A 22,488-nucleotide genomic window follows, 5' to 3' on the forward strand; every position below is an offset into this window, starting at 1 on the left:
GTGCCGGGCGTCGCGGGCCGCTCCCTCGGGGTGACCGGGGCGGGTCCGGTGAGCTCGTAGGTCCGGCCCGCGTGGCCCGGCTCGCGCAGGACGACCGCCGCGACCTCGGCGACGTCCGCCGGGTCGACGGTCGGGAGCCCGACGTCGCCGAAGGGCGCGGCGGCCGTGCGCTGCGTACGGATGCTCTCGGCCCAGGCGTAGGCGTTGGAGTCGAGGCCGCCGGAGCGCAGGATCGTCCATTCCAGGCCGCTGCGCCGGACGGCGTCCTCGAACCGCGCGGGGCGACGAGCAGGAACAGCGCGTGGGCCCCTTCGAGCGCGGGGCCGAGGCCCTGCGGCTCGGCCAGGTCGCCCTGGTGGTGGCGGACCCCGTCGGGCATGTGCGCCGGCCGCCGGGAGACGGCGGTCACGCGCTCGGCGCGGTCGGCTGCTGCTGACCGTCGCGACGACCGAGTGGCAGGCGGACGGGAGGAGCTGGATCCCGCTGGGGGACGGACCGATGAGCCCGACCGGGGTCGTCGTCGGGAACCACGGCAAGCTCAACATCTTCGCCTGCCCCCAGGACCCGTCGCACCCGCACGGCTTCAGCGTCCAGTGAGGCCGGTCAGGTCCCCATGGCCGCCAGGCCCCTCGCCAGCTCCTCGGCGTTCATCACGGGAGCGACCTCGACCTCGGCATTGAACTGCAGGAACAGGTCCTCCATCAGCGACGGCATCTGCGCGCTGTCCTGCAGGTCGAAGACCATCCAGCAGGAGCGCACGCCCTCGTGCAGGCCGAAGTAGGCGGCCTCCGGCTTCACCCTCTCCATCAGCTTCTTGATCGCCTGGGGCATGGCCCCGGTCTTGATGCCGTCGTTGGTCGCGACCGTGTCCATGTGCGCCCTGAGCATGACTCTCATGCGTGGCTCCTTCCGTCACGGCCACCCTCCGCGCGGGCCGGGGGCGCGGCAACATATGCGCCCCCGTCCGGACGGTCCGGTCAGTCCACGAATCCGAGGTCGGAGAAGAACCGGTACCGGTTCGGGGCGTCCGGGAGGAACCAGTGGAAGCCCTCCTCCAGGAAGACCGCCAGCAGCTCCACCCCGATGACCATGCCCAGGAACCACAGCGCGCACATGCCCGCCGTGCGCAGCGCCCCCGGCCGGACCGCCGGGACGGCACGGTCGGCCGTCACATGGGCGAAGGCCAGGGCGACGCCGACACCGACCACCGAGAGCTGGAAGAGGATCCACGCCCACACGTACAGGTGCAGGCCGAACACCTCGCTCCCGTACCCCTTGGCCCCCGGCAGGATGTGCAGCGTGGTCTGCCGCCAGGAGGCGAAGGAGCCACCGATCGCCGCGACCAGGGACATCCCCCAGCCGGTCATGTAGACGCGGGCCGTCACCGTGCCGCTGATCAGCGCCGCGCGGATGATGTACGCCGCGCCCAAGGCCGCCAGCAGCATGAACATCCGCTGCGCGACGCACAGCGGGCACGGGATCTGCCCCAGCCCGAACTGGTGGTAGAGGCCGCCCACGACGACGCACGTCCAGCCGAAGGCGAAGAAACAGGCGAACCAGTACTGGGCGCGGCCCAGCAGGCCGCTCTCCGGCGGGGCGTCCGGCACGAGGCTGTGCATCGTCGCGGCCACGATCAGTAGCTCAGCTTCAGCGCGAGACCGCTGGTGATGTGGTGAGCCGTCAGCAGGGTGACGGCGATCAGCACCGCCCACCACGCACCGAGCACGACCGTTCGGGACGCGCCCCGGTACAGGGCGACCAGCGTGGCGAGGAGCCCGCCGAAGATGAGGGTGTCCATGCCGCGGACCGTACCGAGACGGCGACATCACGCCTGCTAGGCGCGCCCCCGGTTACGTCGGTTGCCGCGTCGGCCGCGCCCGGCGCGCCCCGCGCCGGGGCCGCCGAGGGTCCGGCCGTCCAGGCCGATCCAGACCCGGACCTCGGTCCCGCCGAGCACCGAGCGCCCCAGCCGTACGTCGCCGCCGGTCGACTCGGCGACCCGCCGCACGATGTCCAGGCCGAGGCCCGTCGACCCGTCGCGACCGCCGTCGTTGCCGCGGCGCAGGGCCGCGTCCGGGTCGGCGATGCCGGGACCGGCGTCCGAGACGAGCACGATGACCGCGTCGGAGGCGTCGTGGACGTCCACCGAGAAGGGGGTGCCCTCGGGGGTGTGCCGGAAGACGTTGCCCAGCATGGCGTCGAGGGCGGCGGCGAGTTCGGGCCGCGCCACGGGGATCCGTACCGTACGGTCCACGCCGGCGAGGCGCACCTCGCGGCCCTCGTCCTCCGCGAGCGCCGACCAGAAGTCCATCCGGTCGCGGATCACCTCGGAGGCGTCGCAGCCCGCGCCCGCCCCGGATCCCGGGCCGGTCGCCGGGCGCTGTTCCCGCGCGGTACGGATGATGGTGTCGACCTCTCGCTCCAGCTGCTCCACGGCGGCCCGGGTCTGTTCGGCGGCCGGCCCGTCGCCGAGCGAGGCGGTGTTGAGCCGCAGCACGGTCAGCGGGGTCCGCAGTCGGTGCGAGAGGTCGGCGGCCAGTTCCCGCTCGTTGGCGAGGAGCTCGACGACCTGGTCCGCCATCGCGTTGAACGCGGCGGCCGCCGAGCGGAGTTCCTTCGGCCCGTCCTCGGGTACCCGAGCGCCGAGCCTGCCCTCGCCGAGCTGGTGGGCGGCGTCCGCGAGCCGTTCGGCCGGCCGGACCAGCCGGGCGCCGAGCCGGTCGGCGACCGCGACCGAGCCCACGATCAGGGCGAGGCCGACGCCGGCGAGCACCAGCCAGGCCGTCGCGACGCCGTTGCTGACCTCGCTCTCCGGTACGAAGATCTCCACCACGGCGATGTCGCCGGAGCCGAGCGCGGTCGGCTGGAGCAGCGCCGAGCCGCCGCCGGAGACCTTGGCCGTCGTGGCCCGCCCCATCCGCCGGGTCTCCGCGACGGCGCGTTCCCCGGCCCGGCCCCGGCCGATGTCCACCGGCGGGCTGTCGCCGATGGCGGGCACATGGACGGCCATCCGCCGGGCGGCGCCCATCTGCGTGGACTCCACGGCCTTCTGCAGCTGCACGGGGTCGGTGGTGATGGAGAGGGTCGGCCCGATGCTGGCGGCCTGCCGCTCGGCGTTGGAGAAGGCCCGGTCGCTGGCCATCTCCTGGACGACGAGGCCGAGGGGGACGGCGAAGGCCACGACCACCATGGCCGTGACCGCGAGGCACACCTTGACGAGCGCCCATCTCATCGCGCGCTCACCGGGGCGGCTCCAGCTTGACCCCGACCCCCCGCAGCGTGTGCAGGTAGCGCGGCCGGGCGGCGGTCTCGCCGAGTTTGCGGCGCAGCCACGACAGGTGGACGTCGATCGTCTGGTCGTCGCCGTACGACTGCTGCCAGACCTCGGCGAGCAGTTCACGTCGGGCCACGACCACCCCGGGCCGCCCGGCGAGGAAGGCCAGCAGGTCGAACTCCCGGCGGGTGAGGTCCAGTACGGCCCCGTCCAGCTCGGCCTGGCGGCGCAGCGGGTCGATGGCGAGGCCGCCGACGCGCAGGACGCGCGAGGGCGGCTCGGCCCCGGCGGCGGCCCGGGCGCGGCGCAGGACGGCGGACATCCGGGCGGAGAGGTGCTCCACGGAGAAGGGTTTGGTCAGGTAGTCGTCGGCGCCGTCGTTGAGCAGCCGGACGATCTCCGCCTCGTCGTCGCGCGCGGTGGCGATGATCACGGGTACGTCGGTGATGCCGCGCAGCATCTTGAGCGCCTCGGACCCGTCCAGGTCGGGCAGTCCGAGGTCGAGGATGACCACGTCGAAGCGGTGGTGCGCGACCTCGCGCAGGGCCTCCAGGGCCGTGCCGACGCTCCGCACGGTGTGCGAGGCCTCGGTCAGGTGCCGGATGAGGGCGGAACGTACGAACTGGTCGTCCTCGACCACGAGCACACTTGCCATGGCCCGCACGGTAGTCCATCCGAGCGACTCAGCGGGGTGTCGGGCCACTCTTGTGGCGGGTGGTGCAGTATGTGCCTTGATGCGACGAGGACTTCTCCATGCCATGGCCTGGATGCTGGCGACCGGCGCGGCGGTGACGCTGTCGTGGTGGGGCGTGCACACCGTCATGTCGGGAACCGCCTACGATCCACCGCTCGCGGTGCCCCTGACCACGCATCCCCTGTCCTCGTCGACACACGGCGCGCAGGCGTCCCCGTCCGCCTCGCAATCCTCCTCCCCGTCGCCCTCCGGGTCGCCCACGCCGGAGGCGTCGCCGTCCGCCGAGGCCTCCCCGGGGAAGTCCCCGAAGCCGTCGGCCACCCCGAACCCGTACCAGCGGGCGGAGGGCCAAGGGGCGGACGCGGGCAAGGTACAGGCCTATCCCGTGTCCGGCGGCCGGGTCGTCTTCTCCCTGGGCGCGTCCTCCGCCGAGCTGGTCTCGGCCACGCCTGCGGCCGGGTGGCGGATGCAGGTGTGGAAGACGGACTTCTGGATCCGGGTCACCTTCACCCGGGACGGCCGTGAGGTGTCGGTCTTCTGCACCTGGCACGACCACCCGCCGCAGGTGGAGATCCTCGACCCCTGACGGACGGACACGCCAGGCCGTCTAGCGGAAGACCGAGGGCGGCGGCTGCGGCGAGGCGACCGCGGAGGCGTCCGCCACCGGGGTCGCGCCGCCCGCGAAGTCCGCGAGGGCCCGGCCGTGCTCGACCCGGCCGGGGTGCGGGTCGCTCGCGACCCGGCGGGTGAATTCCGCGACGGGCAGCTCACGGTCCGCCGCCACCAGGACGGCGTTGCCGAACCGTTTCCCCCGCCACACCACCGGATCCGCGGCCAGCGCCAGCTCCGTGAACCGGGACGCGGCCGTCGCGATCTGGCTCCGCAGATGCGCCAGCGGCGGACCGTCCGCCAGATTGGCCACGTACCACCCGGTGGGCGCCAGCGCCCGGCGTACGTCGTCCAGGAACTCCGTGCTCGTCAGGTGCGCCGGGGTGCGCGCCCCGCTGAACACGTCCGCGATCACCAGGTCCGCCCAGCCGTCCGGGATCTTCGCCAGCCCCGCCCGCGCGTCCACCGCCCGGACCCGGACCCGCGCCTGCGGATCCAGCGGCAGGTGTTCCCGTACGAAGGCCACCAGGGCGGCGTCGATCTCCACCACCTGCTGGGTGGAGCGGGGGCGGGAGGCGGCCGTGTAGCGGGCCAGGGTGAAGGCTCCGCCGCCCAGGTGCACCACGTTCAAGGGCTGCCGGGCGGGCGCGACGAGGTCGATCAGGTGGCCGATCCGCCGCTGGTACGCGAAGTCCAGGTACCCGGGATCGTCGAGGTCCACATGCGACTGCGGGGCCCCGTCGATCAGCAGGGTCCAGGCGCCGGACCGCTCCCGGTCCGGCTCCAGCTCCGCCCGACCGCCGTCCACCTGCCCGACGACCGCCTCGGCGCCGCCGCGGCCGCGCTGCTTGCCCTTGTTCCTGTCCTTGCCTGCCACCACCCCATTGTGACGGGCGGCGGCGCACGACCCGGCCCGCGGGAGTCAGCGGCAGTTGTCCGCGGCCTCGATCAGCCGGGCCGCCTCCCCCAGCGCCGCACGCAGCACGTCCGGATCCGTGACCGGCCCGACGGCCTCCGGCGGCAGCAGCCAGCCGGTGGCGCCCGCGGTGGGCGAGGCGGCGTCGCCGAAGCGCACGCCGCGCCCGTTGGTCTGCGTACACGCACTGCCCGGCAGGTCCCACGCGTCGGCCGTGCCGGACGGGACGAGGAAGCCGAGGGTGTCGCCGGACCCGTCGTGCAGGACCGGCCCGACCCCGCCGGCCTGGCTGGCCGCGCGGCGGATGATGTCCACCGCCTCCAGCCCCTGCCGGGCGGGAACGGTCACCAGGTCCAGGTCCGCGGCCGCACCGGGCTCGGACGCGGTATTCGTACCAGTGCTCTCCATGCCGGCCTCCACCAAGGGAACCCCTCCTCGATCCGTATCCGCATGGGTTCAACGCACGGGAACGTCAACGGGTGCGGTGGCAAGACGCCGCAAAGGATGGCAGTTCATGGCGGATCGCGGGTGAGATATCCGTTTTGTAGCCAAACATCGCATGAACACCCCCTCGCTGGCGGTACGTTCATGCGCGCCGGACCCCCAGTCACAGCACCGGCGCTGCGTTCCTTGCCAGAGAGGTCACGTCCATGGCGGCGTCCCCCCACGCACCCAACTCCACGTTCCGGAAGCTGCGCGGGCAGCACTCCCCGGCCGAGTTCGCGGCCCTGGTCCGCCGGGCCGCGAAGGAAATCGGAGAAACGGTTTCCTGCGACGCGCGCTACATCGGCCGGGTCGAGTCCGGCGAGATCCGCTGCCCCAACTACGCCTACGAGCGGGTCTTCCTCCACATGTTCCCCGGCCACACCCTGGCCGATCTGGGCTTCTCCCCCCGCGAGACCGTCCGCGGCCGCTCGGGCCGACGCGCCCCCCTCTCCCTCCCCCTCCACCGATCCCCTTCCAGTGCCAAGGAGAGCGACGTGCTGCGTCGCGCGTTCATGGCGGGCGGCTCCGCGACCGTGGCGGCCGCGACGCTCAGCCTCACCCTGCTCGGCGACACCCGCCGGCTTCCCTCCCGCGCCGGCGAGTCCGAAGCCGCCGCCGTCGAGGACGCGGTACGCCAGATCCGCCTGCTGGACGACCGGCACGGCGCCGACGCCCTCTACCGGCGGGCCGCCGAACCGCTGCGCACCGCCTACGCACTGCTCGACGCGGGAGCCACCCGGCAGTCCACCGAGGACCGGCTGCACTCGGGCGCCGGTGAACTGGCCGTCTCGGTCGGCTGGTTGGCCCACGACTCGGGCCGCTTCGACGACGCCCGCTCGCACTACGCCGAGGCCCTGGCCACGGCCCGGGTCGCGCGGGACGCGGGCCTGGAGGCGCACGCCTTCAGCAACATGGCCTTCCTGGCCCGGGACTGCGGCCGCTCCCGCGAAGCGGTACGCGCCGCCCAGGCGGGCCACCGCGCCGCCCGCTCCCTCGGCTCCCCACGACTGCTGTCCCTGCTCGCGCTACGGGAGGCGGGCGGCTGGGCGGGACTGGCCGACCGCAAGGCCTGCGAGGAGGCGCTGGCCCGAGCGCACACGGAGTTCGCGCGGGGCGAGTCGGACGCCGACCCCGAGTGGATGTCCTTCTTCGGACAGGCCGAACTGGAGTCCCTGGAGGCGCGCTGCTGGTCGGCGCTGGGCGAGCACGCCCGCGCGGCCCGGCACGCCCGCCGCGCCGCCGACCTCCAGGACCCGCACTTCGCCCGGAACGTGGCCCTCTACACCGCCGAACTGGCCGGCGACCTGGCCCGTGCGGGGGCCCCGGACGAGGCCGCGTGGGCGGGGGGCCGCGTACTGGACCTCCTGACCGAGGTCCAGTCCACCCGCATCCGCTCGATGCTGGCGGAAACGGCCGCCACCCTCATCCCCCACCAACGCTCCCCCCGGGTAGCGACGTTCCTGACCCGCCAAGGGGTGTGACGGGTCCCTGTGGTGTCCCTGCGGGGTGCTCGGCGGTGTCCCTGCGGGGTGCTCGGCGGTGTCCCTGCGGGGTGCTCGGTGGTGTGCGGTACTGCTCGGGCTGCGCCCGGCCGGCCGCCTCAAACGCCGGCGGGGCTGGTGGTGTGGGCCGGGGCCCCGCAGGAGGATCTCCTCGGCTCGGCGCGTGCTGCCTCGTCACGGCAAGACGGCCATGGTCGCGCCTCGTCCTGCGGGGACCCTCCTCCGTGTCCCCGCCCCACGGCAGGGCTACGACAGCGACGGCCCAAGGGGCGGGGGGACGGGGTGGGGTGTCCCCGCAGGACGAGCGCACAACCCCGCCCCACAACCGAGACAAACCAGTAAGGCGCGAGCCGAGGAGACACCCCACCCCGGCCCCCCGCCCCGACCCTCACTGACATACCGACCCGCCATCCCAGCCCCGCCGGCGCTTGAGGCGGCCGCCCGGGCGCAGCCCGAGCAGTACCGCACACCGCCGAGCAACCCCGCAGGGGCACCGCGGGGGCTACACGTCCAAGTGACCGGTGTCGTTCCAGCGTTCCAGCGCCGGCGCGCCGTACGCCCACCCCAGGACCGAGAGGGAGGTCGGCTCCAGGCGGATGCGGGCACCGAAGGAGGCTTCGAAGCCGAGCCAGCGGGCGGCCAGCGTGCGCAGGATGTGGCCGTGCGCGAAGACCAGGACGTCGCGTTCCGCCGCACGCGCCCACGCCACGACCTCGTCCGCCCGCGCCGCGACGTCCGCCACGGACTCACCGCCCGGGACCCCGTCCCGCCAGATCAGCCAGCCCGGCCGCACCGCCTGGATCTCGGCCGGGGTCATGCCCTCGTACTCGCCGTAGTCCCACTCCATCAGCGCGTCCCACGGCTCGGCCCGCGCCCCGAAGCCAGCCAGGTCGCAGCTCTCGCTCGCGCGCACCAGCGGGCTGGTGCGGACCTCCACGCCCGGCAGGCCCCGCCAGGGGTCCCGCGCCAGCCGCTCGCCGAGCAGCTTCGCGCCCAGCTTGCCCTCCTCCAGCATCGGCACGTCCGTGCGTCCGGTGTGCTTGCCGAGCTGGGACCAGGCCGTCTGGCCGTGGCGGGCCAGCAGGATGCGGGGGGCCATGTGAATTCTCCCGGTCGAGTCGAGTCCTTCCATCATCCAACAGCCGGGCACCCGGCAGCTCGCCCGGCCCGTACCCCCGCCCTCACCACCGGTTTCCGCGGTAGGTCCACGATTGTCAGTGGCGGATGGGACACTTCCGCGGGTGAGCTCCTACCCGCCCAGCAGCCCCGCGCAGCCGACGACTCTGCGGCAGCGGCTCGCCGGTCTGCGCGGCCCCGCCGTGCCGCCCCGTCCGCTCGACGCCCGGGCACTGGCGGCCCTCGCCGCCAATCCCGGCTGCGGCAGACGCGCCCTGCTCGACGGCGCCGGGGTGGACAAGACCGCCTTGGCGACGGCGCTCGGCTCGCCCGCCTCGTTCGGGCAGTCGCAGTTCGCGATAGTCCGCGGGAACTCCTTCGAGGCCAAGGTCAAGGGTGACGGCGGCGCCGAGCTGCTGCGGCTGGTCCACGCGCACCTCGCGCCGACCACCGAGCCGCCCGGGCCCGGCGCCCGCGTCCCCGACCTGACCGCCGCCGGGCCCGAGGGCCGCGCGGCCCGGACCGCGCTCGCGCTGCGCGAGGCGACCGCCGCCGGCCTCGACGCCGGGGCCTGGACGCTGTTGGACCACCCGATGCTGGCCCTGGAGGTGGCCGGTTCCCCGGCCTATCTGGAGCCCGACGCCGTCGTCGTGCACCCCGACGGTCGCTGGACCGTGGTGGAGATCAAGTCGTTCCCGATGATCGACGGCGCCGCCGACGCCGCGAAGGTGGGCGCCGCCGCCCGGCAGGCCGCCGTCTACGTGCTGGCGCTGGAGAAGACCGCCGGCAAGCTGCCCGGCGCCGAGGTGGGGCACACCGTGCTGCTGGTCTGCCCGAAGGACTTCTCCAACCTGCCCACCGCCGCCCCCGTCGACATCCGCCGCGAGCGCTCCGTGACCCGCCGCCAGCTGGACCGGCTGACTCGGGTCGAGGAGCTGGCCGCCGCGCTGCCCGAGGGCCTCAGCTTCGATCCGGCGACCCGGACCGCCGAGGAGCTCGACCGGGCCGTGTCGGCGGTCGACGCCGCCTACGCCCCCGAGTGCCTGGCCGCGTGTGAGCTCGCCTTCCACTGCCGTGACCGGGCCCGTTCCGCCGACCAGGTCACCGCGCTGGGCCGGTCGGTACGGGGTGAGCTGGGCGCGCTGACCACCGTCGAGGCCGCCCTCGCGGCGGCCGGCGGGACCGGCTGCGCCGAGGATCCGACCGCCGCAGCGTTGCACCGGGCCGCCCGGTTGCGCGCCGAGGCCTTGGACCTGGCCGCCGCCCGTCCGCCGCACCCCTCCCCGGAGACCCCCGCATGCCCCTGCTGAGCACTCTGGCCCGGCTGGAGGCCGTACGCGCGGGTCGCGCCCAGCCGCTCGCGACCGTCCGGCACCGCCACCTGAGCGAGCGCCCGATGGTGTTCGTGCCGCTGACCACGGCCGGTGAGGCGGGTGCCCCGCTCGGCGCGATGGTGGGCACCGACCGGCACGATCCGCGGCTGTTCGTGATACCGCAGCCGCGCGACCGTGACCGGCGCTGGGCCTTCCTCGCGGACCTGGCCGTGCAGGTGCTGGCCCACATCGACGCGTACGCGGACGCCGTGGAGCCGGCCGAGCGCAGCGAGACCGACCCGGAGACGGGCAAGAAGGTCAAGGTCGAGACCGAGCTGTGCGTGGACGCGCCGCAGCTGATCGTGCCGAGCCGGGCGGGCGTGGAGTACGTACGGCTGCTGGGGCGCTCGATGCGCTTCCGGCGCACCGCCGAGGAGGATCCGGAGAATCCGTATCCGGCGCCTTCGCAGGTGCCGCTGCTCGGGCGCTGGTTCACGCACCTCGCCGAGCGTTCGCGGGTGCCCGGTTCCTCGATGCTGCTGTCGGCCACGGACCTGTTGTCCCGGCACTGGGCCACCGGCCAGAGCAACCTGGAGGACCAGCACCTGGGCGCACTGCTGGGTTGGATCGACCCGCCCGAGGGCCGGTCGGGTGCCGAGGAGGCCCATCGGGCCGAGCTGGGCCGGGGCAAGGACGGCCAGCTGCTGTGTCCGCCCGCCGGTCCGGCCACCGACCCGGCCTTCGACAACAAGCTGCTGGCCCCGGCCATCACCCGCTACGACGCCGCGCGTACGGAGCTGGCGGCCGGGCTCGGGGACGACGACCGCCGTGTCCGGGCGGCCGAGCAGGAGGTGCGCCGGCTGGTCGAGTCCCAGCTGTCGAGCACGTGGTGGAAGACCTGGGAGGCGATCGACCTGCTGCGCGCGCTGCCGCCGGGTGAGCGTGCGGAGGAGCGCTGGACGCGCGACCGCTGGTCCTACACCGGGCACCGGGACCGGGTACGGGCGGGCGAGCCGCCGCAGCCGCGCCGCGACGACGCGGTGACGGCGGCCCAGAAGCTGGCCACGCGGGAGACCGAGCAGGTGCGGCTCGACGCGCAGGAGGCCTTGGACGATCCCTTGGTGATGGCGGGCCGGCGGCTCGCGGGCGAGGCCTTCGCCGGTGAGGTCACCGAGGTGGTGATGGAGTGGACGGAGTCGAAGCGGCCGAGTCCGCGTCCGTTGGTGACGGTGTCGACGGAGGACCGGCCGCAGCTCGCGGACGAGCGTGGCGCGGGCGGCGGGAAGGTGTTCCGTTCGCTGGACGGGCGTCCGCAGAGCGCGCAGTTCGTCCGCTTCGAGGAGGGCGGGCAGGTGGTGCTGCGGCTCCTGGACAAGATGGGCCGCGGCCGGGATCCCGAGCCGGGGTCCGTCCCGGAGAAGGGCGACCGGCTGTGCTGGACGCTCTTCGAGCACGACGCGCGCGGCGGCCCGAAGCTTCCGGACCCCGAGCAGACCCCGTGGACGCACGGCGGCCCGCCGGGATCGGCGGGCGCCCTTCCCCTGCCCGACTCCGTGACCGACGAGGACCTGCTGTGACCACGACCGCTTCCTTCGACCCGGGTGCGGCGGCCGCCCGGGCGACCGCCGCGATCCTGGCCGACACCCTGCACGGGTCCGAGCGGGGCGTGGTCGTCGACTCCCCGCCGGGCGCCGGCAAGTCCACGCTGGTGGTCCGGGCGGCCCGGGAGCTGGCCGCGGCCGGCCGCCGGTTGATGGTGGTGGCGCAGACCAACGCGCAGGTCGACGACCTGGTGCTCCGGCTCGCGGAGAAGGATCCGGAGCTGAAGGTCGGCCGGTTGCACAGCAGTGAGGGGGACTCCTACGATCCGGCGCTGCGCGAGCTGCCCTCGGTCACCCTGTCGGCCAAGCCGAAGGATCTGGCGGAGTTGCCGATCACCATCTCCACGGCGGCCAAGTGGGCGTTCGTCAAGGACGTCGAGCCCTGGCAGCACGCGATCGTCGACGAGGCGTACCAGATGCGTTCGGACGCGCTGCTGGCCGTGGCCGGGCTGTTCGAGCGGGCGCTGTTCGTGGGCGATCCGGGGCAGTTGGACCCGTTCAGCGTGGTCGGCGCGGAGCAGTGGGCGGGCCTGTCCTACGACCCCTCGGCCTCGGCGGTGAGCACCCTGCTCGCGCACAATCCGCAGCTGCCGCAGCACCGGCTGCCGGTGTCGTGGCGGCTCCCGGCGTCGGCGGCGCCGCTGGTCTCCCGCGCCTTCTACCCGTACACGCAGTTCCGTAGCGGTACGGGCCCGGGCGAGCGGCGGCTGTCGTACGGGGTGCCCTCGGACGGGTCGGGTCCGGACCGGGTGCTGGACGAGGCGGCGGAGGCGGGCTGGGGCCTGCTGGAGCTGCCGGCGCGGCACACCCCGCGCACCGACCCGGAGGCGGTGCGGGCGGTGGCCCTGGTGGTCCGTCGGGCCTTGGACCGGGGGGCGGTGACCTCGGACGAGCAGTCCCCGGCGCCGTCCCCGCTGACGGCGGACCGGATCGCGGTGGGTACGGCGCACCGGGATCAGGCGGCCGCGGTCCGTGCGGCGTTGGCCTCGCTCGGGGTCACGGGGGTCACGGTGGACACCGCGAACCGGCTGCAGGGCCGCGAGTACGACCTCACGGTGGTGCTGCACCCGCTGTCGGGCCGCCCGGACGCGACGGCGTTCCATCTGGAGACGGGCCGGCTGTGCGTGCTGGCCTCCCGGCACCGGCACGCGTGCGTGGTGGTGGCCCGGGCGGGGATAGCGGAGCTGCTGGACGACCATCCCTCGACGGAACCGGTCCAGCTGGGCGTGACGGTCAAGTTCCCGGACGGCTGGGAGGCGAACCACTCGGTCCTGGCCCATCTGGCGGAGCACCGGGTGTCCTGGCGGCCTTGACGATCGGCCTGTAGGGAACCGGGGAGCCCCCGATCGCATCCTTGAACATGTTCAAGTGAATGTGACCAGGGGGTTCTTCAGTGATGACCGTACGACGCAAGCGCCTCACGACGTGGCTCGTGATCACCGGCACGACGGCCGTACTGGCCGTCGGAGGCTGGTGGGCGTACCAGGTGTCGGCGGCCATGGTCGGCACCTTGGGCGTGCCCTGCGACGAGGCGGCCCGGTTCGTCCGCGCCGCCGAGCTGCCCGCGGGGACGCGCGACCGGCGGTGCACCACCGGCCAGTGGTTGAGCATCTCGTACGAGCTGGACTTCCGCGCGCCACGGGAGGAGACGGAGGCGTGGCTCCGGGCCTCCTATCCCGACATGGAGATCTCCTGGGGATGCTCGGGCGCCGACGCGTGCGGGAGGGCGCAGCTGCGGGGTCGCACGCCCTTCAATGACAAGAACGGCCAACGACTCGCGGACGGCGTGAACATCGAGCTGGACCACGAGGACGGGGACGTCACGCACGTAAGGATCTCCGGGTTCACCGTCTGAGGGCCGCAGGTGCGCGGGACGCGGCCGACCGGCCCCGGGGGAATCCGCCGACTCACGCCTTCCGCCGGGCTCCCAGTCGCTCGCGGAGCACCTCGCCGACCTCGGCCAGGGTGCGCAGCTGTTCCGGTGTCAGCACGTCGACGAGGTGGCGGCGTACGGACTCCACGTGGAGCGGGGCCGCCTCCGTGATCAGGGTGACGCCGGCCGCGGTGAGGACCACCTCCGCGCCCCGGCCGTCGCCGACCACCTCCTCGCGACGGACGGCGCCGCGCTGCTCCATGCGCGTGAGCTGGTGGGACAGTCGGCTGCGGGACCAGCGCATGAGGTCGGCCAGCGCGCTGATGCGCATACGGTGGCCGTCCGTGGAACCGAGCACCGACAGGACGTCGTAGTCGGCCTCGGAGAGTCCGCTGTCCTGGTTGAGGTCGCGCGCGATCTCGGCGTTGACCAGCGGGAACATCCGCCGCCACGCGTACCAGGCGTCCTGTTCGGACTCGGTGAGCCAGCGGGGGCCCGGCTCCGGTGCGGGGGTCATGTCCGCCACTCTAGCGAGATCGGTGACACATCACCTATCTGATTGACATGTCATCCAGATTTTGGGTTTCATCAGGTGACACATCAACAACCGCATCCAACGGGGAGTCCTGACCATGACCCGCCTGCACGTCATCTCCGCCGCCACCCGCCCCACCTCCTCCGGCCGGCCGCTCGCCCGCTGGGTGAGCGAGCAGGCCCGCGAGCGGGGTGGCTTCGACGTCACCTCCGTCGACCTCGCCGAGATCGCCCTGCCCTTCCTCGACGAGCCCGAATACGCCTCCACCGGCAACTACGCGCACCAGCACACCCGCGACTGGAGCGCCCTGGTCGACTCGGCCGACGCCTTCCTCTTCGTCCTGCCGATGTACAACGGCGGCTTCACGGCCCCCTTCAAGAACGCCATCGACTTCCTCTACAACGAGTGGAAGGGCAAGCCGGTCGGCATCGTCAGCTACAGCGCCGGCCCCACCGGCGGCGCCCCGGCGGCCGAGATGCTGCTGCCGGTCCTGACGCGGCTCGGCATGCTGCCCGCCGAGCGCTCCGTCGCGATCCCGGGTATCCCCAAGCTGCTGGGCCCCGAGGGCTTCCAGGCTCCGGAGACGCTCGCGGGCGAACTCGCCGGAGTCCTGGACGACGTGGCCGAACTGGCCGGCCGGCGCGCCGCCGAGGCCGTCGCGGTCTGAGCGACGTGTCGGCATCGACTGCGGCGTAGCGGTCTGGGGCCGGTGGTCACCCACCGGCCCCGACCGCGCGGCGGCCGTACACCCGCTCGGCGCGCTCGGCGAGGAGGCGTGCGACTGACAGCCGGTCAGCACGAGGCGGACCGGACATCACCCACCCGCGTGGGAGGCGGCCGAGGATTCCGGTGCGGATATCGGCGCCGACCGATCGCCCGTGCGACTCCCTCGCCACCGAGCCCGTCGGGCTGCTCCTGCGCCTCATCGGTCGTACGGGTGTCCCCTCCCCTCGCGCAGGGGACTTGCGTGGCGTTGGACAATGGACGGTGGCCCGGAATCACTTCGCACGCGCAGCAGGAGGACACGCATGGCAGAGCCCGAGCGGACCGAGCGACGGCTGCGGCCGGCGCCTCTGCTCTTCGAGCCCTCGGAGGCCGTGGCGGACCCGGAGCACTTCTTCGACCTGGAGTCGATCGAGGACCCGCGGGAGCTACTGACCCGTGCGACCGAACTGACACTGGCCTTCCGGGCCGCGCAGGAGCGCGCGGTGGAGTTCCAGGCCTTGGCTGCGGCCCAGCTGGCGGATCCCCGCCGGTTCGACCGGCTCTCGCCGGCGCTGATCGCCGAGCAGGCGGAGTGGACCGAGGACTACGCCCGCAAGATGATCGAGTTCGGCGAGACCCTCCAGCGGGGCACCGGCACCGATCTCACGTAGGCCGCCCCTCCCCCATCCTGCCGGGCTCACGCCCCCGGGGCCCCGGTACGTCCGGTACGGACGCCGCGCGCCCGACCGGCAAGATCCGGAAGGGACGACCTGGACCCGTGGGCGTGGACGCCGCCGAGGCCGATCGGCCCGGCGGCCACGCCCACCGGCCGGCCCGCCGGGCGGGCCCGATGTCCCCGGGCGGCCGGATTGCTTCGCACGCCCGACCGATGGACCGACGGACCACCCCGCACCACCGAGCACAGCGGGCCGACGGTGCGCAAAATACTCCAGCGGCACCCACCCCGTCCCGGCTTTCGGTAACTCCAGGCATCCAAATCGCTACGGCGGGTACACCTGGCATATGACGACGCTGACGAAGGCTCCCGGCTGCACCGCCCTTCACGCGCGCGGCGAGCGCACTCGCACCGCTCCCGCCACCCACGTCACCCCGCAGGGCGCCGCCTGGCTCGCCTCCGCGGCCGCCCACCCCCGGCGCACCCTCGCGGTGTGGGAGGCGCGGCCCGGGCTGCCCGCCACGCTGCCGTGCGGGGATCCCTTCGACGTCGTCAACGTCCCGCTCGTCCTCGGGCGCCGCATCCTGGACCTGCTCTGGGCCGAGGGTCCCGGCTCCGGGCCGGTCGCCGTGCACCGCGGCCGGATCCTGCTGTTCGCCGCGCCCGGTACCGCGCACCGACTGCCGGCCCTGCTGGCGTGGGAGGAGTGGGGAGGTTCCCGTACCGCCCCGGCGCCGCTGTGCCACGGCCGTGGCGACGCCGTCACCGTGCCGCCGCTGGCCGCCACACCCGGGCAGTCCCGGTGGCTCGTGGCCCCGGACGCGCGCGAGCCCTGGCTTCCCGGGCCCGAGGCCCTGCTCTGGGCCTTCGTGCGGGCGGCCCGTACCCCCGCACCGACCGGACCTGGGGATATCGATTTTTCGTTCCGCGGATCCTCCTGCTAATGTCTCTCTCGTCACCAAGCGCCGCTAGCTCAGTTGGTTAGAGCAGCTGACTCTTAATCAGCGGGTCCGGGGTTCGAGTCCCTGGCGGCGCACAGCGAGGTAATCGCCTGACGAGGCCGTTCTTCCTTCGGGAAGAGCGGCCTTCGGCGTTCGTGGACTAGGTTGGACGGGTCGCGCGCACCGACCGAGGAAGCACTCATGACTGGCAAGAGCGATCTGTGGGAAGCCCTGGCCGGCGAGCACGCGGCCGCCCTTCGGGGGCTCGGCCTCCCGATCCGATACCGGCCCGGAGACGTGATCCTGCGCGAGCACGAGCCGTCGACGCACGCGGTCCTGCTCCAAGAGGGCATCGCCAAGGTCGTGGTCAGCGCCGAGACCGGCCACGAGGTCATCCTGGGCTTGCGCGAAGGCCCCGACATCGTGGGCGAGATGGCGGCGCTGGACGGCCGACCGCGGTCCGCCTCGGTGATCGCGAAGAACGAGGTCACGGCGACCATCGTCACCGCCGATCAGCTCAACGCCTTCCTGGACACGCACCCGGAGGTCCTGCGCACCCTGGTCCGGATCCTGACGGCCCGACTCCGCCAGTCGGACCAGGCCCGGCTGGACATGGCCTCCCAGAACGTCCTCCAGCGCATCGCGACGCAGCTCGTCAACCTCGCCGAGCAGCTCGACACCTCGCCGGAGAGCCCGGATCCCGCATCGTCGCCCCTGCCCATCACCCAGGGCGAGCTGGCGGCGATGGTCGGCTCTTCCCGCGAGGCCGTCGCCAAAGCCCTGACCCTGCTGCGCGACCAGGGCGTGGTCACGACCGGCCGAGGCCACATCGCCGTCATCGACCTTCCGACCCTGCACGCGCTGGCGGCCGGCAACAGCCAGTAGAACTGGTAATTTTCACACTCCTTCCATGTAGAACTGACAGTGTGTTAGCGTAGTCGTATGCACACGCCCGTGCGTAAGACCTTCCTGGGCCTGGACATCGTGGGCTTCACCCGACCCGACCGCACCGACCGCGACTGTCTGGCGATGCGAGGGGTCCTGTACGACGCCCTGGCGACCGGGCTCCGGAGGGCAGGGATCCGACCCGCGGCCTGCGAGATGCTCGACCGCGGGGACGGCATCATGAGCCTCCTCGACGACACCGTCGAACCCGGCCTCGTCCTCGACACCGTCGTACCCTCGCTGGTCGCCGCGCTCCGCCACCACAACACGACGGCCAACCGCCACGCGCGGATCCAACTGCGCGCCGTCCTGCACACGGGAACGACGGTCCAGGACGCCAGGGGCTATGCCGGCAGGGACATCAGCCACGCCTTCCGACTCCTGGACGCCCCCGAGCTGCGGCTCGCCCTCACCGACAGCCGCGCCGAACTCGTCCTGGCCGTGACCGAGACGGCATGGGACGGGATCCGGCCGGACCTGCGCCGTCGGCCCGTCGGCCGATTCCGTCGCACCCTGCTCAGCACCAAAGAAACAGCCGTTCAGGCCTGGGTGACGATCGTGGCGCCCGACCCGCTCCCGGCCGGCCGGCCGCACCCCGTTCCGAGCGATGAGGAGACGACGTCATGAACAACACCCCGCCCCGGCTCGAAGGTCAGTACCGCGGCGAGGAGCCGGAGCCGCAGTCCGGCTGGCGGATGGCCTCCCTGCCCGTCCCCCTGCCGCGCAACGCGACGAAGGCCGTCGCGCACTACCGCGGCATGGCACCCGCGGGTCTGGCCGTCTACATCCCGTTCGGCGATGTGCACGGCGAGACCCTGTGGGCGCTCGTGATCGTGATCGCCATCCTGGTGATGGCAGACATCGCCGCCTCCTGGCGGCGCGCCGCCCCCGCCTGACGCGTCGGCGGGAACGGCGGAGGCCCCCACGCGCGTGAGGGCCTCCGCCGTTCTCCGGTGGTCACGTCGTGATCTTCACCGTGTACGCGCCGGACCGGGTGCGGTCCGCCACCTCGATGGTGATCCGCTCGCCCGGGACGGTGTACGTCTCGCCCACCTCCAGCGGCGCGTCCGCCAGCGGCGGGTACACCGAGCGGTCCCAGCACGCCTCCGTCGACGGGTGCGCGTCCAGCACCTCGATGGGGCCGCCGCCCGACGAGGCCTCGTTGCGCACCCGGTAGACCAGGACGCCCTCCGTGCAGGTGTCCCCGTCGTTGCCGGCGGAGCCCCGCGCCTCGACGGCGATCGCGCTGCCGGGGCCCGTACGGATCACCGCGAGCCGGGTGCCGCCCGTACCGCCGCTCGGCGGGGCCTGGGCCAGCGGCTGCAGGGTGTGCATCGAGGAGCCCGTCTGCACGCAGTCCACCTGGGTGGGGTCCAGCCAGCCCAGCTTCCACTTGTGCCAGGCGAAGAGGTCCGGGGCCATGCCGAACTGGCTGCCCATGACGTCCCAGTCCCCGACGTACGTGTCCCAGTCGCCCTTGCCGTCCGTCGGCCGGTGGTAGAGGTCGGGCAGGTCGAAGACGTGCCCGGTCTCGTGGGCCAGGACGTTGCGGTCCGGCGGGTGGCGCTCGAAGACGGTGACGATCCGCCGCAGTTCCGTGCCGTCCGCGACGATCGGATGCTCGAAGTTGACGACCTTCGTGGCATCGGAGTCCACGCCGGGCGCGTCCGGGTCGGCGACGAAGTAGACGACGTCGTACTGGCGGAAGTCCACCTGGGCGTCGGCGGTGGCGACGGCGTCCCGCAGGTAGGAGGCCCGGTCCCCGGCGGCCCAGTCCCGCTTTATCCCGTACGCGGTCGACGGCTTGGGCATCTGGATCCACTGCTTCTGCGGGTGCGGGGCCAGCCGGAACCTGCCGTACGACGCCTGCTCGAAGAAGTCGCTGGTGGCGGGGAAGTAGTCGGAGACGATCTCCTCGGTCTTCAGGGCGCTGTGGTGGTCGGGGAAGGAGAGGAAGACCATCACCGCATCGAGGGTGCGCTCCGGCTTGGGGTAGGCACCGTTCCAGGTGTCCAGGCCGAGGGAGTGGTGCGCCGAGGTGCGGGTCAGCGCACAGGGTCCGGCTCCGGAGTCGGCCACCGCGGGACCGGCGACGAGCGACATGGCGGCGAGCGCCGTCAGGGAGGTGAGTGCCGCGGCGGTACTTCGGAGGCGGGAACGTTCCACTCCCCCGGGTGTCTGCTGACGCGCCACATCGACCTCCGGTGGTGGATTCGTACCTGTCCATCCACTTTGAGGCGATTGTCTTACTAATGCCCTGTTCCGCTGCCCCACACGAGTGAGTAATACGGCAAGTCGGTGACCCTCGAACTTCACGCCTGTGCCTACAGAACGTCACGACCGATCACCTGAGATCAGCAGAAGCCCCCGCATGCTCACAGCCGCGCAGAAACGATCGCCCGGTCCGGCGTCAGCGATCCGTCATCACGCCGAACTGAACCGTCTCAACCGGTGGCGCCGCTGGATAGGGCCTCCCCGCAGCCTCTATGATCGGCACACTTTCCTGCGCGGACACTCACGAACACTGCGGGAGCCAACGGTGAGCGGAACCTCAGAAGGAACCGGTTCGGCGGCCGACAGCATCCGATCGGCCATTACGGAGCGTCACACAGCAGTGCCGGCAGCGCCGTCGGTATCGGCCACCCCGGCCGGCCCTGCGTCGTCGTACCGCGCCGACTCCGACCTGCGCGACTACCGGGCCGCCTTCAACGCGGCCCACCTCGCCATGGCCGTCGTCGACCGCGAGGGCTACGTGGTCGCCGCCAACCAGGCCTTCGCCGGGCTGCTCGGCAGCGAACCGCACACCCTCGTGCACCGGTCCGCCGCCGACCTGGTGGACCTGGCCGCGGAAGCCCGCACCTGGGCCGCGTACCAGGAGGTGCTCCGCGGCCGGCAGGCCCGACTGCGCTGTACCCGCCGCCTCAAGCATCCCGACGGACACTCGCTCTGGACCGAGGTCACGCTCGGACCCGTCCCCGGTACCGGGGACGTCCTGTTGTCCGTGAGCGACATCAGCGACCGCCGCGACCTCCAGGCCCGGCTGCGCCACCTGCAGATGCACGACCCCGTCACGCGCCTGCCCAACCGCGCGCTGTTCTTCGAGCGGCTCTCCGCCGCCCTGGAGGCCTCCTCGTACGAACACGGCGGCGGCACCGGCCGGATCGGGCTGTGCTACCTGGACCTCGACGGGTTCAAGGCGGTCAACGACACCCTCGGCCACCGGGTCGGCGACCGGCTGCTGACCGCCGTCGCCGCCCGGCTGACGCAGTGCGCCGACCAGTCCGGCTACGGGCGCACCGGCGGCCACCTGGTCGCGCGCCTCGGTGGCGACGAGTTCGCCCTGCTGGTCGAGGACTCCACCGGCACCGAACAACTCGCCGACCTGGCGCGGAGCGTGCTGGCCGCCGTACAGGAGCCTTTCGACCTGGCCGGGCAGCGACTGTCGGTCTCGGCCTCGATCGGGGTCGTGGAGAGGGCGACGGCCGGCACCTCGGCGACCGGTCTGATGCAGGCCGCCGACACGACCCTGTACTGGGCCAAGGCGGACGGCAAGGCCCGCTGGACGCTCTTCGACCCGGAACGCAACGCCCACCGCATGACCCGCCAGGCCCTCTCCTCGACGCTCCGACCGGCCGTGGAACGGGGCGAGTTCGAGCTGGAGTACCAGCCGCTGGTGGACCTGGAGAGCGGCTCCGTGCGCGGGGTCGAGGCCCTGGTGCGCTGGAACCACCCGCAATTCGGCACACTCACGCCGAATCGGTTCATCGGGATCGCCGAAGAGGACGGGTCCATCGTCCAGTTGGGGCAGTGGGTGCTGCGGACCGCCTGTCGGCAGGCCCGGCGCTGGCAGATCGAACAGCCCAGCGACGCCCCCGTCTTCGTGTCCGTCAACGTCGCCGTCCGTCAGGTCTGGGACTCCGACCTCGTGGGCGATGTCGCGGAGATCCTGGCCGAGACGGGCCTGGCCCCGCAGCTGCTGCAGTTGGAGCTGACCGAGTCCGCGGTGATGGGTTCCGCCGGGCGGCCCTTGCAGGCCCTTCAGGCGCTGAGCGACATGGGCGTGCGGATCGCGATCGACGACTTCGGCACCGGCTACTCGAACCTCGCCTACCTCAGCAGGCTTCCTGTATCAGTTCTGAAACTGGACGGTTCCTTCGTCCGTGGATTCCGCTACGAGGAGGGCACGCACCCGAACCCGGCCGACGAGACCATCGTCGAGGCCTTGGTCCAGCTCGCGCACCGGCTCGGCCTGACGGTGACCGCGGAGTGCGTGGAGACCGCCGGCCAGGCGGCACGGCTGCGGCGCGTGGGCTGCGACACGGGCCAGGGCTGGCTCTACTCACGAGCGGTGGCCCCGGAGCGGATCGCCGAGATGATCGGCACCCGGCCGGGGGCGGACCAGCCCGGATAGTCTGTTCCGCTTCGCCGCCGGGAGGGCTTCTAGGGGCCCTTTCGTCGTTGGACAGCCCGGAATCCCCTTGTGACGATCTTCAGGCCAAAGGTTCTTGACCAAGTTCCTTGATCTGTGGGGGAAACCAGCATGAAGCTCACCCGTACCGCGCTCGCCGTGACCGTCGGCGCCCTGGCCCCGGCCCTGCTCCTCGCCACCCCGGCCCTCGCCGCCGGCCAAGCCGCCGCCGCTCCCGCCAAGGTGGCCGCGGTGACCGCCGGGGAGTCGCCGTACGACACCATGACGGACACCCAGCTCCGCTTCGAGGTCGCCCGCATCCTGGCCGCCAACCCGGGCAAGGGCGTCACCCGTGCGGCGAACAAGGCCCTGGACGGCACCACCGAGGACGTCCGCACCTTCCTCAAGACCGGCCTGGCGAAGGCCCAGGACGAGGACAACAAGGTCGCCATCCTTCGGATCCTGAACACCAAACCCGGCAAGGGCGTCACCCGCGAGATCAACCGCGCCCTGGACGGCACCCCGGCCGACCGCGTCGCGTTCCTGGCCACCGGCTACGCCAAGGCTCAGGACGAGGACAACAAGGTTGCCATCCTGCGGATCCTGCACGCCAACCCGGCCACCGGAAAGGGCGTCAAGCGCGAGGCGAACAAGGCCCTCGACGGCACCCCGGCCGACCGGACCGCGTTCCTGAAGACCGGGCTGCGGCTGGCGCAGGCCGAGGACGACCGCGTCGACGTCGCCCGCATCCTGGCCCGCCCGGTCATCAGCGACGCGCTGTACGCGGAGTGCCAGAGGCTCCTGAACGGCAGCACTCCGGAGGAGCTCCGGTACTTCATCACGGTGGGCCAGTACCAGTTCTGACGCGCGGAGGCCGGACCGCCCGTCGGCGGT

General features: G+C 72.9%; 24 protein-coding genes, 1 tRNA gene and 1 pseudogene. 16 read left to right on the forward strand and 10 right to left on the reverse strand.

Going from position 1 to position 22,488, the window contains the following annotated elements; genetic code table 11:
* Positions 1 to 301 precede the first annotated feature (301 nt).
* Positions 302 to 436, forward strand: a complete 135-nt coding sequence (locus BCL76_RS40535) for a hypothetical protein (RefSeq protein ID WP_375137977.1) — start codon at positions 302 to 304, stop codon at positions 434 to 436.
* Positions 437 to 603: 167 nt separating this feature from the next.
* On the opposite strand, the gene BCL76_RS29250 is transcribed toward BCL76_RS40535, so the two are convergent.
* The 5 genes from BCL76_RS29250 to BCL76_RS29265 all read right to left on the reverse strand — a co-directional run bounded on the left by BCL76_RS29250 (position 604) and on the right by BCL76_RS29265 (position 3,929).
* Entirely contained in the window at positions 604 to 897 is a 294-nt protein-coding gene (locus BCL76_RS29250; RefSeq protein ID WP_109782383.1) for a DUF3303 family protein, read from the reverse strand.
* Positions 898 to 977: 80 nt separating this feature from the next.
* Positions 978 to 1,631 (reverse strand): disulfide bond formation protein B, encoded by a 654-nt coding sequence (locus BCL76_RS29255; RefSeq protein WP_258309960.1) that lies wholly within the window; start codon positions 1,629 to 1,631, stop codon positions 978 to 980.
* A 2-nt stretch (positions 1,632 to 1,633) separates the two neighbouring features.
* Positions 1,634 to 1,798, reverse strand: a complete 165-nt coding sequence (locus BCL76_RS39175; protein ID WP_167745558.1) for a DUF5993 family protein — start codon at positions 1,796 to 1,798, stop codon at positions 1,634 to 1,636.
* Positions 1,799 to 1,834: 36 nt separating this feature from the next.
* Positions 1,835 to 3,232 carry a sensor histidine kinase gene (locus tag BCL76_RS29260; protein ID WP_030756896.1) on the reverse strand — a complete coding sequence of 466 codons (1,398 nt, stop codon included), beginning with the start codon at positions 3,230 to 3,232 and terminating at the stop codon, positions 1,835 to 1,837.
* Positions 3,233 to 3,239: 7 nt separating this feature from the next.
* Positions 3,240 to 3,929: a response regulator transcription factor gene (locus BCL76_RS29265; protein ID WP_030010722.1), complete on the reverse strand. Its 690-nt coding sequence runs from the start codon at positions 3,927 to 3,929 to the stop codon at positions 3,240 to 3,242.
* 79 nt (positions 3,930 to 4,008) lie between these two features.
* Between BCL76_RS29265 and BCL76_RS29270 the strand changes: the two genes are divergently transcribed.
* Entirely contained in the window at positions 4,009 to 4,554 is a 546-nt protein-coding gene (locus tag BCL76_RS29270) for a hypothetical protein (protein WP_181382780.1), read from the forward strand.
* A 21-nt stretch (positions 4,555 to 4,575) separates the two neighbouring features.
* On the opposite strand, the gene BCL76_RS29275 is transcribed toward BCL76_RS29270, so the two are convergent.
* Together BCL76_RS29275 and BCL76_RS29280 are read right to left on the reverse strand one after the other, a co-directional pair.
* The gene (locus BCL76_RS29275) at positions 4,576 to 5,454 is read right to left on the reverse strand and encodes a spermidine synthase (protein WP_109782513.1); all 879 of its coding nucleotides are present in this window, start codon (positions 5,452 to 5,454) and stop codon (positions 4,576 to 4,578) included.
* A gap of 45 nt (positions 5,455 to 5,499) precedes the next feature.
* Positions 5,500 to 5,901, reverse strand: a complete 402-nt coding sequence (locus tag BCL76_RS29280; protein ID WP_109782514.1) for a hypothetical protein — start codon at positions 5,899 to 5,901, stop codon at positions 5,500 to 5,502.
* A gap of 242 nt (positions 5,902 to 6,143) precedes the next feature.
* On the opposite strand from BCL76_RS29280, the gene BCL76_RS29285 reads away from it, so the two are divergent.
* Positions 6,144 to 7,460: a transcriptional regulator gene (locus BCL76_RS29285; protein WP_109782385.1), complete on the forward strand. Its 1,317-nt coding sequence runs from the start codon at positions 6,144 to 6,146 to the stop codon at positions 7,458 to 7,460.
* Positions 7,461 to 7,983: 523 nt separating this feature from the next.
* Here the strand turns inward: BCL76_RS29285 and BCL76_RS29290 are convergent.
* Complete coding sequence (locus BCL76_RS29290; RefSeq protein WP_030771207.1) at positions 7,984 to 8,580, reverse strand: histidine phosphatase family protein; 597 nt, start codon at positions 8,578 to 8,580, stop codon at positions 7,984 to 7,986.
* A 142-nt stretch (positions 8,581 to 8,722) separates the two neighbouring features.
* Between BCL76_RS29290 and BCL76_RS29295 the strand changes: the two genes are divergently transcribed.
* The 4 genes from BCL76_RS29295 (at position 8,723) to BCL76_RS29310 (ending at position 13,366) form a co-directional block, all read left to right on the forward strand.
* On the forward strand, positions 8,723 to 9,907 hold the full coding sequence (locus BCL76_RS29295; protein WP_109782386.1) for a hypothetical protein: 1,185 nt from the start codon (positions 8,723 to 8,725) through the stop codon (positions 9,905 to 9,907).
* Positions 9,895 to 11,487, forward strand: a complete 1,593-nt coding sequence (locus BCL76_RS29300; protein WP_109782387.1) for a hypothetical protein — start codon at positions 9,895 to 9,897, stop codon at positions 11,485 to 11,487. Before BCL76_RS29295 ends, BCL76_RS29300 begins: the two co-directional genes overlap by 13 nt.
* The gene (locus BCL76_RS29305) at positions 11,484 to 12,824 is read left to right on the forward strand and encodes an AAA domain-containing protein (RefSeq protein WP_109782388.1); all 1,341 of its coding nucleotides are present in this window, start codon (positions 11,484 to 11,486) and stop codon (positions 12,822 to 12,824) included. The genes BCL76_RS29300 and BCL76_RS29305 overlap by 4 nt, the downstream gene beginning before the upstream one ends.
* 83 nt (positions 12,825 to 12,907) lie before the next feature.
* A complete protein-coding gene (locus BCL76_RS29310; RefSeq protein ID WP_109782389.1) occupies positions 12,908 to 13,366 on the forward strand; it encodes a hypothetical protein in 459 nt (152 codons plus the stop codon).
* A 52-nt stretch (positions 13,367 to 13,418) separates the two neighbouring features.
* On the opposite strand, the gene BCL76_RS29315 is transcribed toward BCL76_RS29310, so the two are convergent.
* Positions 13,419 to 13,901 carry a MarR family winged helix-turn-helix transcriptional regulator gene (locus BCL76_RS29315; protein WP_109782515.1) on the reverse strand — a complete coding sequence of 161 codons (483 nt, stop codon included), beginning with the start codon at positions 13,899 to 13,901 and terminating at the stop codon, positions 13,419 to 13,421.
* A 115-nt stretch (positions 13,902 to 14,016) separates the two neighbouring features.
* On the opposite strand from BCL76_RS29315, the gene BCL76_RS29320 reads away from it, so the two are divergent.
* The 7 genes and pseudogenes from BCL76_RS29320 to BCL76_RS29350 all read left to right on the forward strand — a co-directional run bounded on the left by BCL76_RS29320 (position 14,017) and on the right by BCL76_RS29350 (position 18,082).
* Entirely contained in the window at positions 14,017 to 14,586 is a 570-nt protein-coding gene (locus tag BCL76_RS29320; RefSeq protein WP_109782390.1) for an NADPH-dependent FMN reductase, read from the forward strand.
* 361 nt (positions 14,587 to 14,947) lie between these two features.
* Complete coding sequence (locus BCL76_RS29325) at positions 14,948 to 15,295, forward strand: hypothetical protein (RefSeq protein ID WP_109782391.1); 348 nt, start codon at positions 14,948 to 14,950, stop codon at positions 15,293 to 15,295.
* A 352-nt stretch (positions 15,296 to 15,647) separates the two neighbouring features.
* Positions 15,648 to 16,272: pseudogene (locus BCL76_RS29330) on the forward strand (bifunctional DNA primase/polymerase).
* A tRNA-Lys gene (locus BCL76_RS29335) sits at positions 16,263 to 16,336 on the forward strand. Before BCL76_RS29330 ends, BCL76_RS29335 begins: the two are co-directional and overlap by 10 nt.
* 106 nt (positions 16,337 to 16,442) lie before the next feature.
* Positions 16,443 to 17,126 (forward strand): Crp/Fnr family transcriptional regulator, encoded by a 684-nt coding sequence (locus tag BCL76_RS29340; RefSeq protein ID WP_109782392.1) that lies wholly within the window; start codon positions 16,443 to 16,445, stop codon positions 17,124 to 17,126.
* Positions 17,127 to 17,183: 57 nt separating this feature from the next.
* On the forward strand, positions 17,184 to 17,813 hold the full coding sequence (locus BCL76_RS29345) for a hypothetical protein (RefSeq protein WP_109782393.1): 630 nt from the start codon (positions 17,184 to 17,186) through the stop codon (positions 17,811 to 17,813).
* On the forward strand, positions 17,810 to 18,082 hold the full coding sequence (locus tag BCL76_RS29350; protein ID WP_109782394.1) for a hypothetical protein: 273 nt from the start codon (positions 17,810 to 17,812) through the stop codon (positions 18,080 to 18,082). Before BCL76_RS29345 ends, BCL76_RS29350 begins: the two co-directional genes overlap by 4 nt.
* 61 nt (positions 18,083 to 18,143) lie before the next feature.
* Here BCL76_RS29350 and BCL76_RS29355 read toward each other — a convergent pair whose 3' ends face one another.
* Positions 18,144 to 19,379 (reverse strand): M6 family metalloprotease domain-containing protein, encoded by a 1,236-nt coding sequence (locus tag BCL76_RS29355; RefSeq protein ID WP_109782395.1) that lies wholly within the window; start codon positions 19,377 to 19,379, stop codon positions 18,144 to 18,146.
* A 346-nt stretch (positions 19,380 to 19,725) separates the two neighbouring features.
* Between BCL76_RS29355 and BCL76_RS29360 the strand changes: the two genes are divergently transcribed.
* The gene (locus BCL76_RS29360) at positions 19,726 to 21,597 is read left to right on the forward strand and encodes a putative bifunctional diguanylate cyclase/phosphodiesterase (RefSeq protein ID WP_181382782.1); all 1,872 of its coding nucleotides are present in this window, start codon (positions 19,726 to 19,728) and stop codon (positions 21,595 to 21,597) included.
* 129 nt (positions 21,598 to 21,726) lie between these two features.
* Positions 21,727 to 22,458, forward strand: a complete 732-nt coding sequence (locus BCL76_RS29365; RefSeq protein ID WP_109782396.1) for an ALF repeat-containing protein — start codon at positions 21,727 to 21,729, stop codon at positions 22,456 to 22,458.
* The last annotated feature ends 30 nt before the right edge of the window (positions 22,459 to 22,488 follow it).

It is taken from the genome of Streptomyces sp. CG 926, from assembly GCF_003148825.1.
Classification (GTDB): Bacteria; Actinomycetota; Actinomycetes; order Streptomycetales; family Streptomycetaceae; genus Streptomyces.

Bases quoted from the DNA above. Each gene is read 5' to 3' on its own strand.
- BCL76_RS29265 (WP_030010722.1), bottom strand. From the start codon at position 3,929: ATGGCAAGTGTGCTCGTGGTCGAGGACGACCAGTTCGTACGTTCCGCC.
- BCL76_RS29290 (WP_030771207.1), bottom strand. From the start codon at position 8,580: ATGGCCCCCCGCATCCTGCTGGCCCGCCACGGCCAGACGGCCTGGTCC.
- BCL76_RS29350 (WP_109782394.1), top strand. From the start codon at position 17,810: ATGAACAACACCCCGCCCCGGCTCGAAGGTCAGTACCGCGGCGAGGAG.
- BCL76_RS29310 (WP_109782389.1), top strand. From the start codon at position 12,908: ATGACCGTACGACGCAAGCGCCTCACGACGTGGCTCGTGATCACCGGC.
- BCL76_RS29315 (WP_109782515.1), bottom strand. From the start codon at position 13,901: ATGACCCCCGCACCGGAGCCGGGCCCCCGCTGGCTCACCGAGTCCGAA.
- BCL76_RS29285 (WP_109782385.1), top strand. From the start codon at position 6,144: ATGGCGGCGTCCCCCCACGCACCCAACTCCACGTTCCGGAAGCTGCGC.
- BCL76_RS29320 (WP_109782390.1), top strand. From the start codon at position 14,017: ATGACCCGCCTGCACGTCATCTCCGCCGCCACCCGCCCCACCTCCTCC.
- BCL76_RS29300 (WP_109782387.1), top strand. From the start codon at position 9,895: ATGCCCCTGCTGAGCACTCTGGCCCGGCTGGAGGCCGTACGCGCGGGT.
- BCL76_RS29260 (WP_030756896.1), bottom strand. From the start codon at position 3,232: ATGAGATGGGCGCTCGTCAAGGTGTGCCTCGCGGTCACGGCCATGGTG.
- BCL76_RS39175 (WP_167745558.1), bottom strand. From the start codon at position 1,798: ATGGACACCCTCATCTTCGGCGGGCTCCTCGCCACGCTGGTCGCCCTG.
- BCL76_RS29270 (WP_181382780.1), top strand. From the start codon at position 4,009: ATGCGACGAGGACTTCTCCATGCCATGGCCTGGATGCTGGCGACCGGC.
- BCL76_RS29280 (WP_109782514.1), bottom strand. From the start codon at position 5,901: ATGGAGAGCACTGGTACGAATACCGCGTCCGAGCCCGGTGCGGCCGCG.
- BCL76_RS29345 (WP_109782393.1), top strand. From the start codon at position 17,184: ATGCACACGCCCGTGCGTAAGACCTTCCTGGGCCTGGACATCGTGGGC.
- BCL76_RS29365 (WP_109782396.1), top strand. From the start codon at position 21,727: ATGAAGCTCACCCGTACCGCGCTCGCCGTGACCGTCGGCGCCCTGGCC.
- BCL76_RS29340 (WP_109782392.1), top strand. From the start codon at position 16,443: ATGACTGGCAAGAGCGATCTGTGGGAAGCCCTGGCCGGCGAGCACGCG.
- BCL76_RS29250 (WP_109782383.1), bottom strand. From the start codon at position 897: ATGAGAGTCATGCTCAGGGCGCACATGGACACGGTCGCGACCAACGAC.
- BCL76_RS29325 (WP_109782391.1), top strand. From the start codon at position 14,948: ATGGCAGAGCCCGAGCGGACCGAGCGACGGCTGCGGCCGGCGCCTCTG.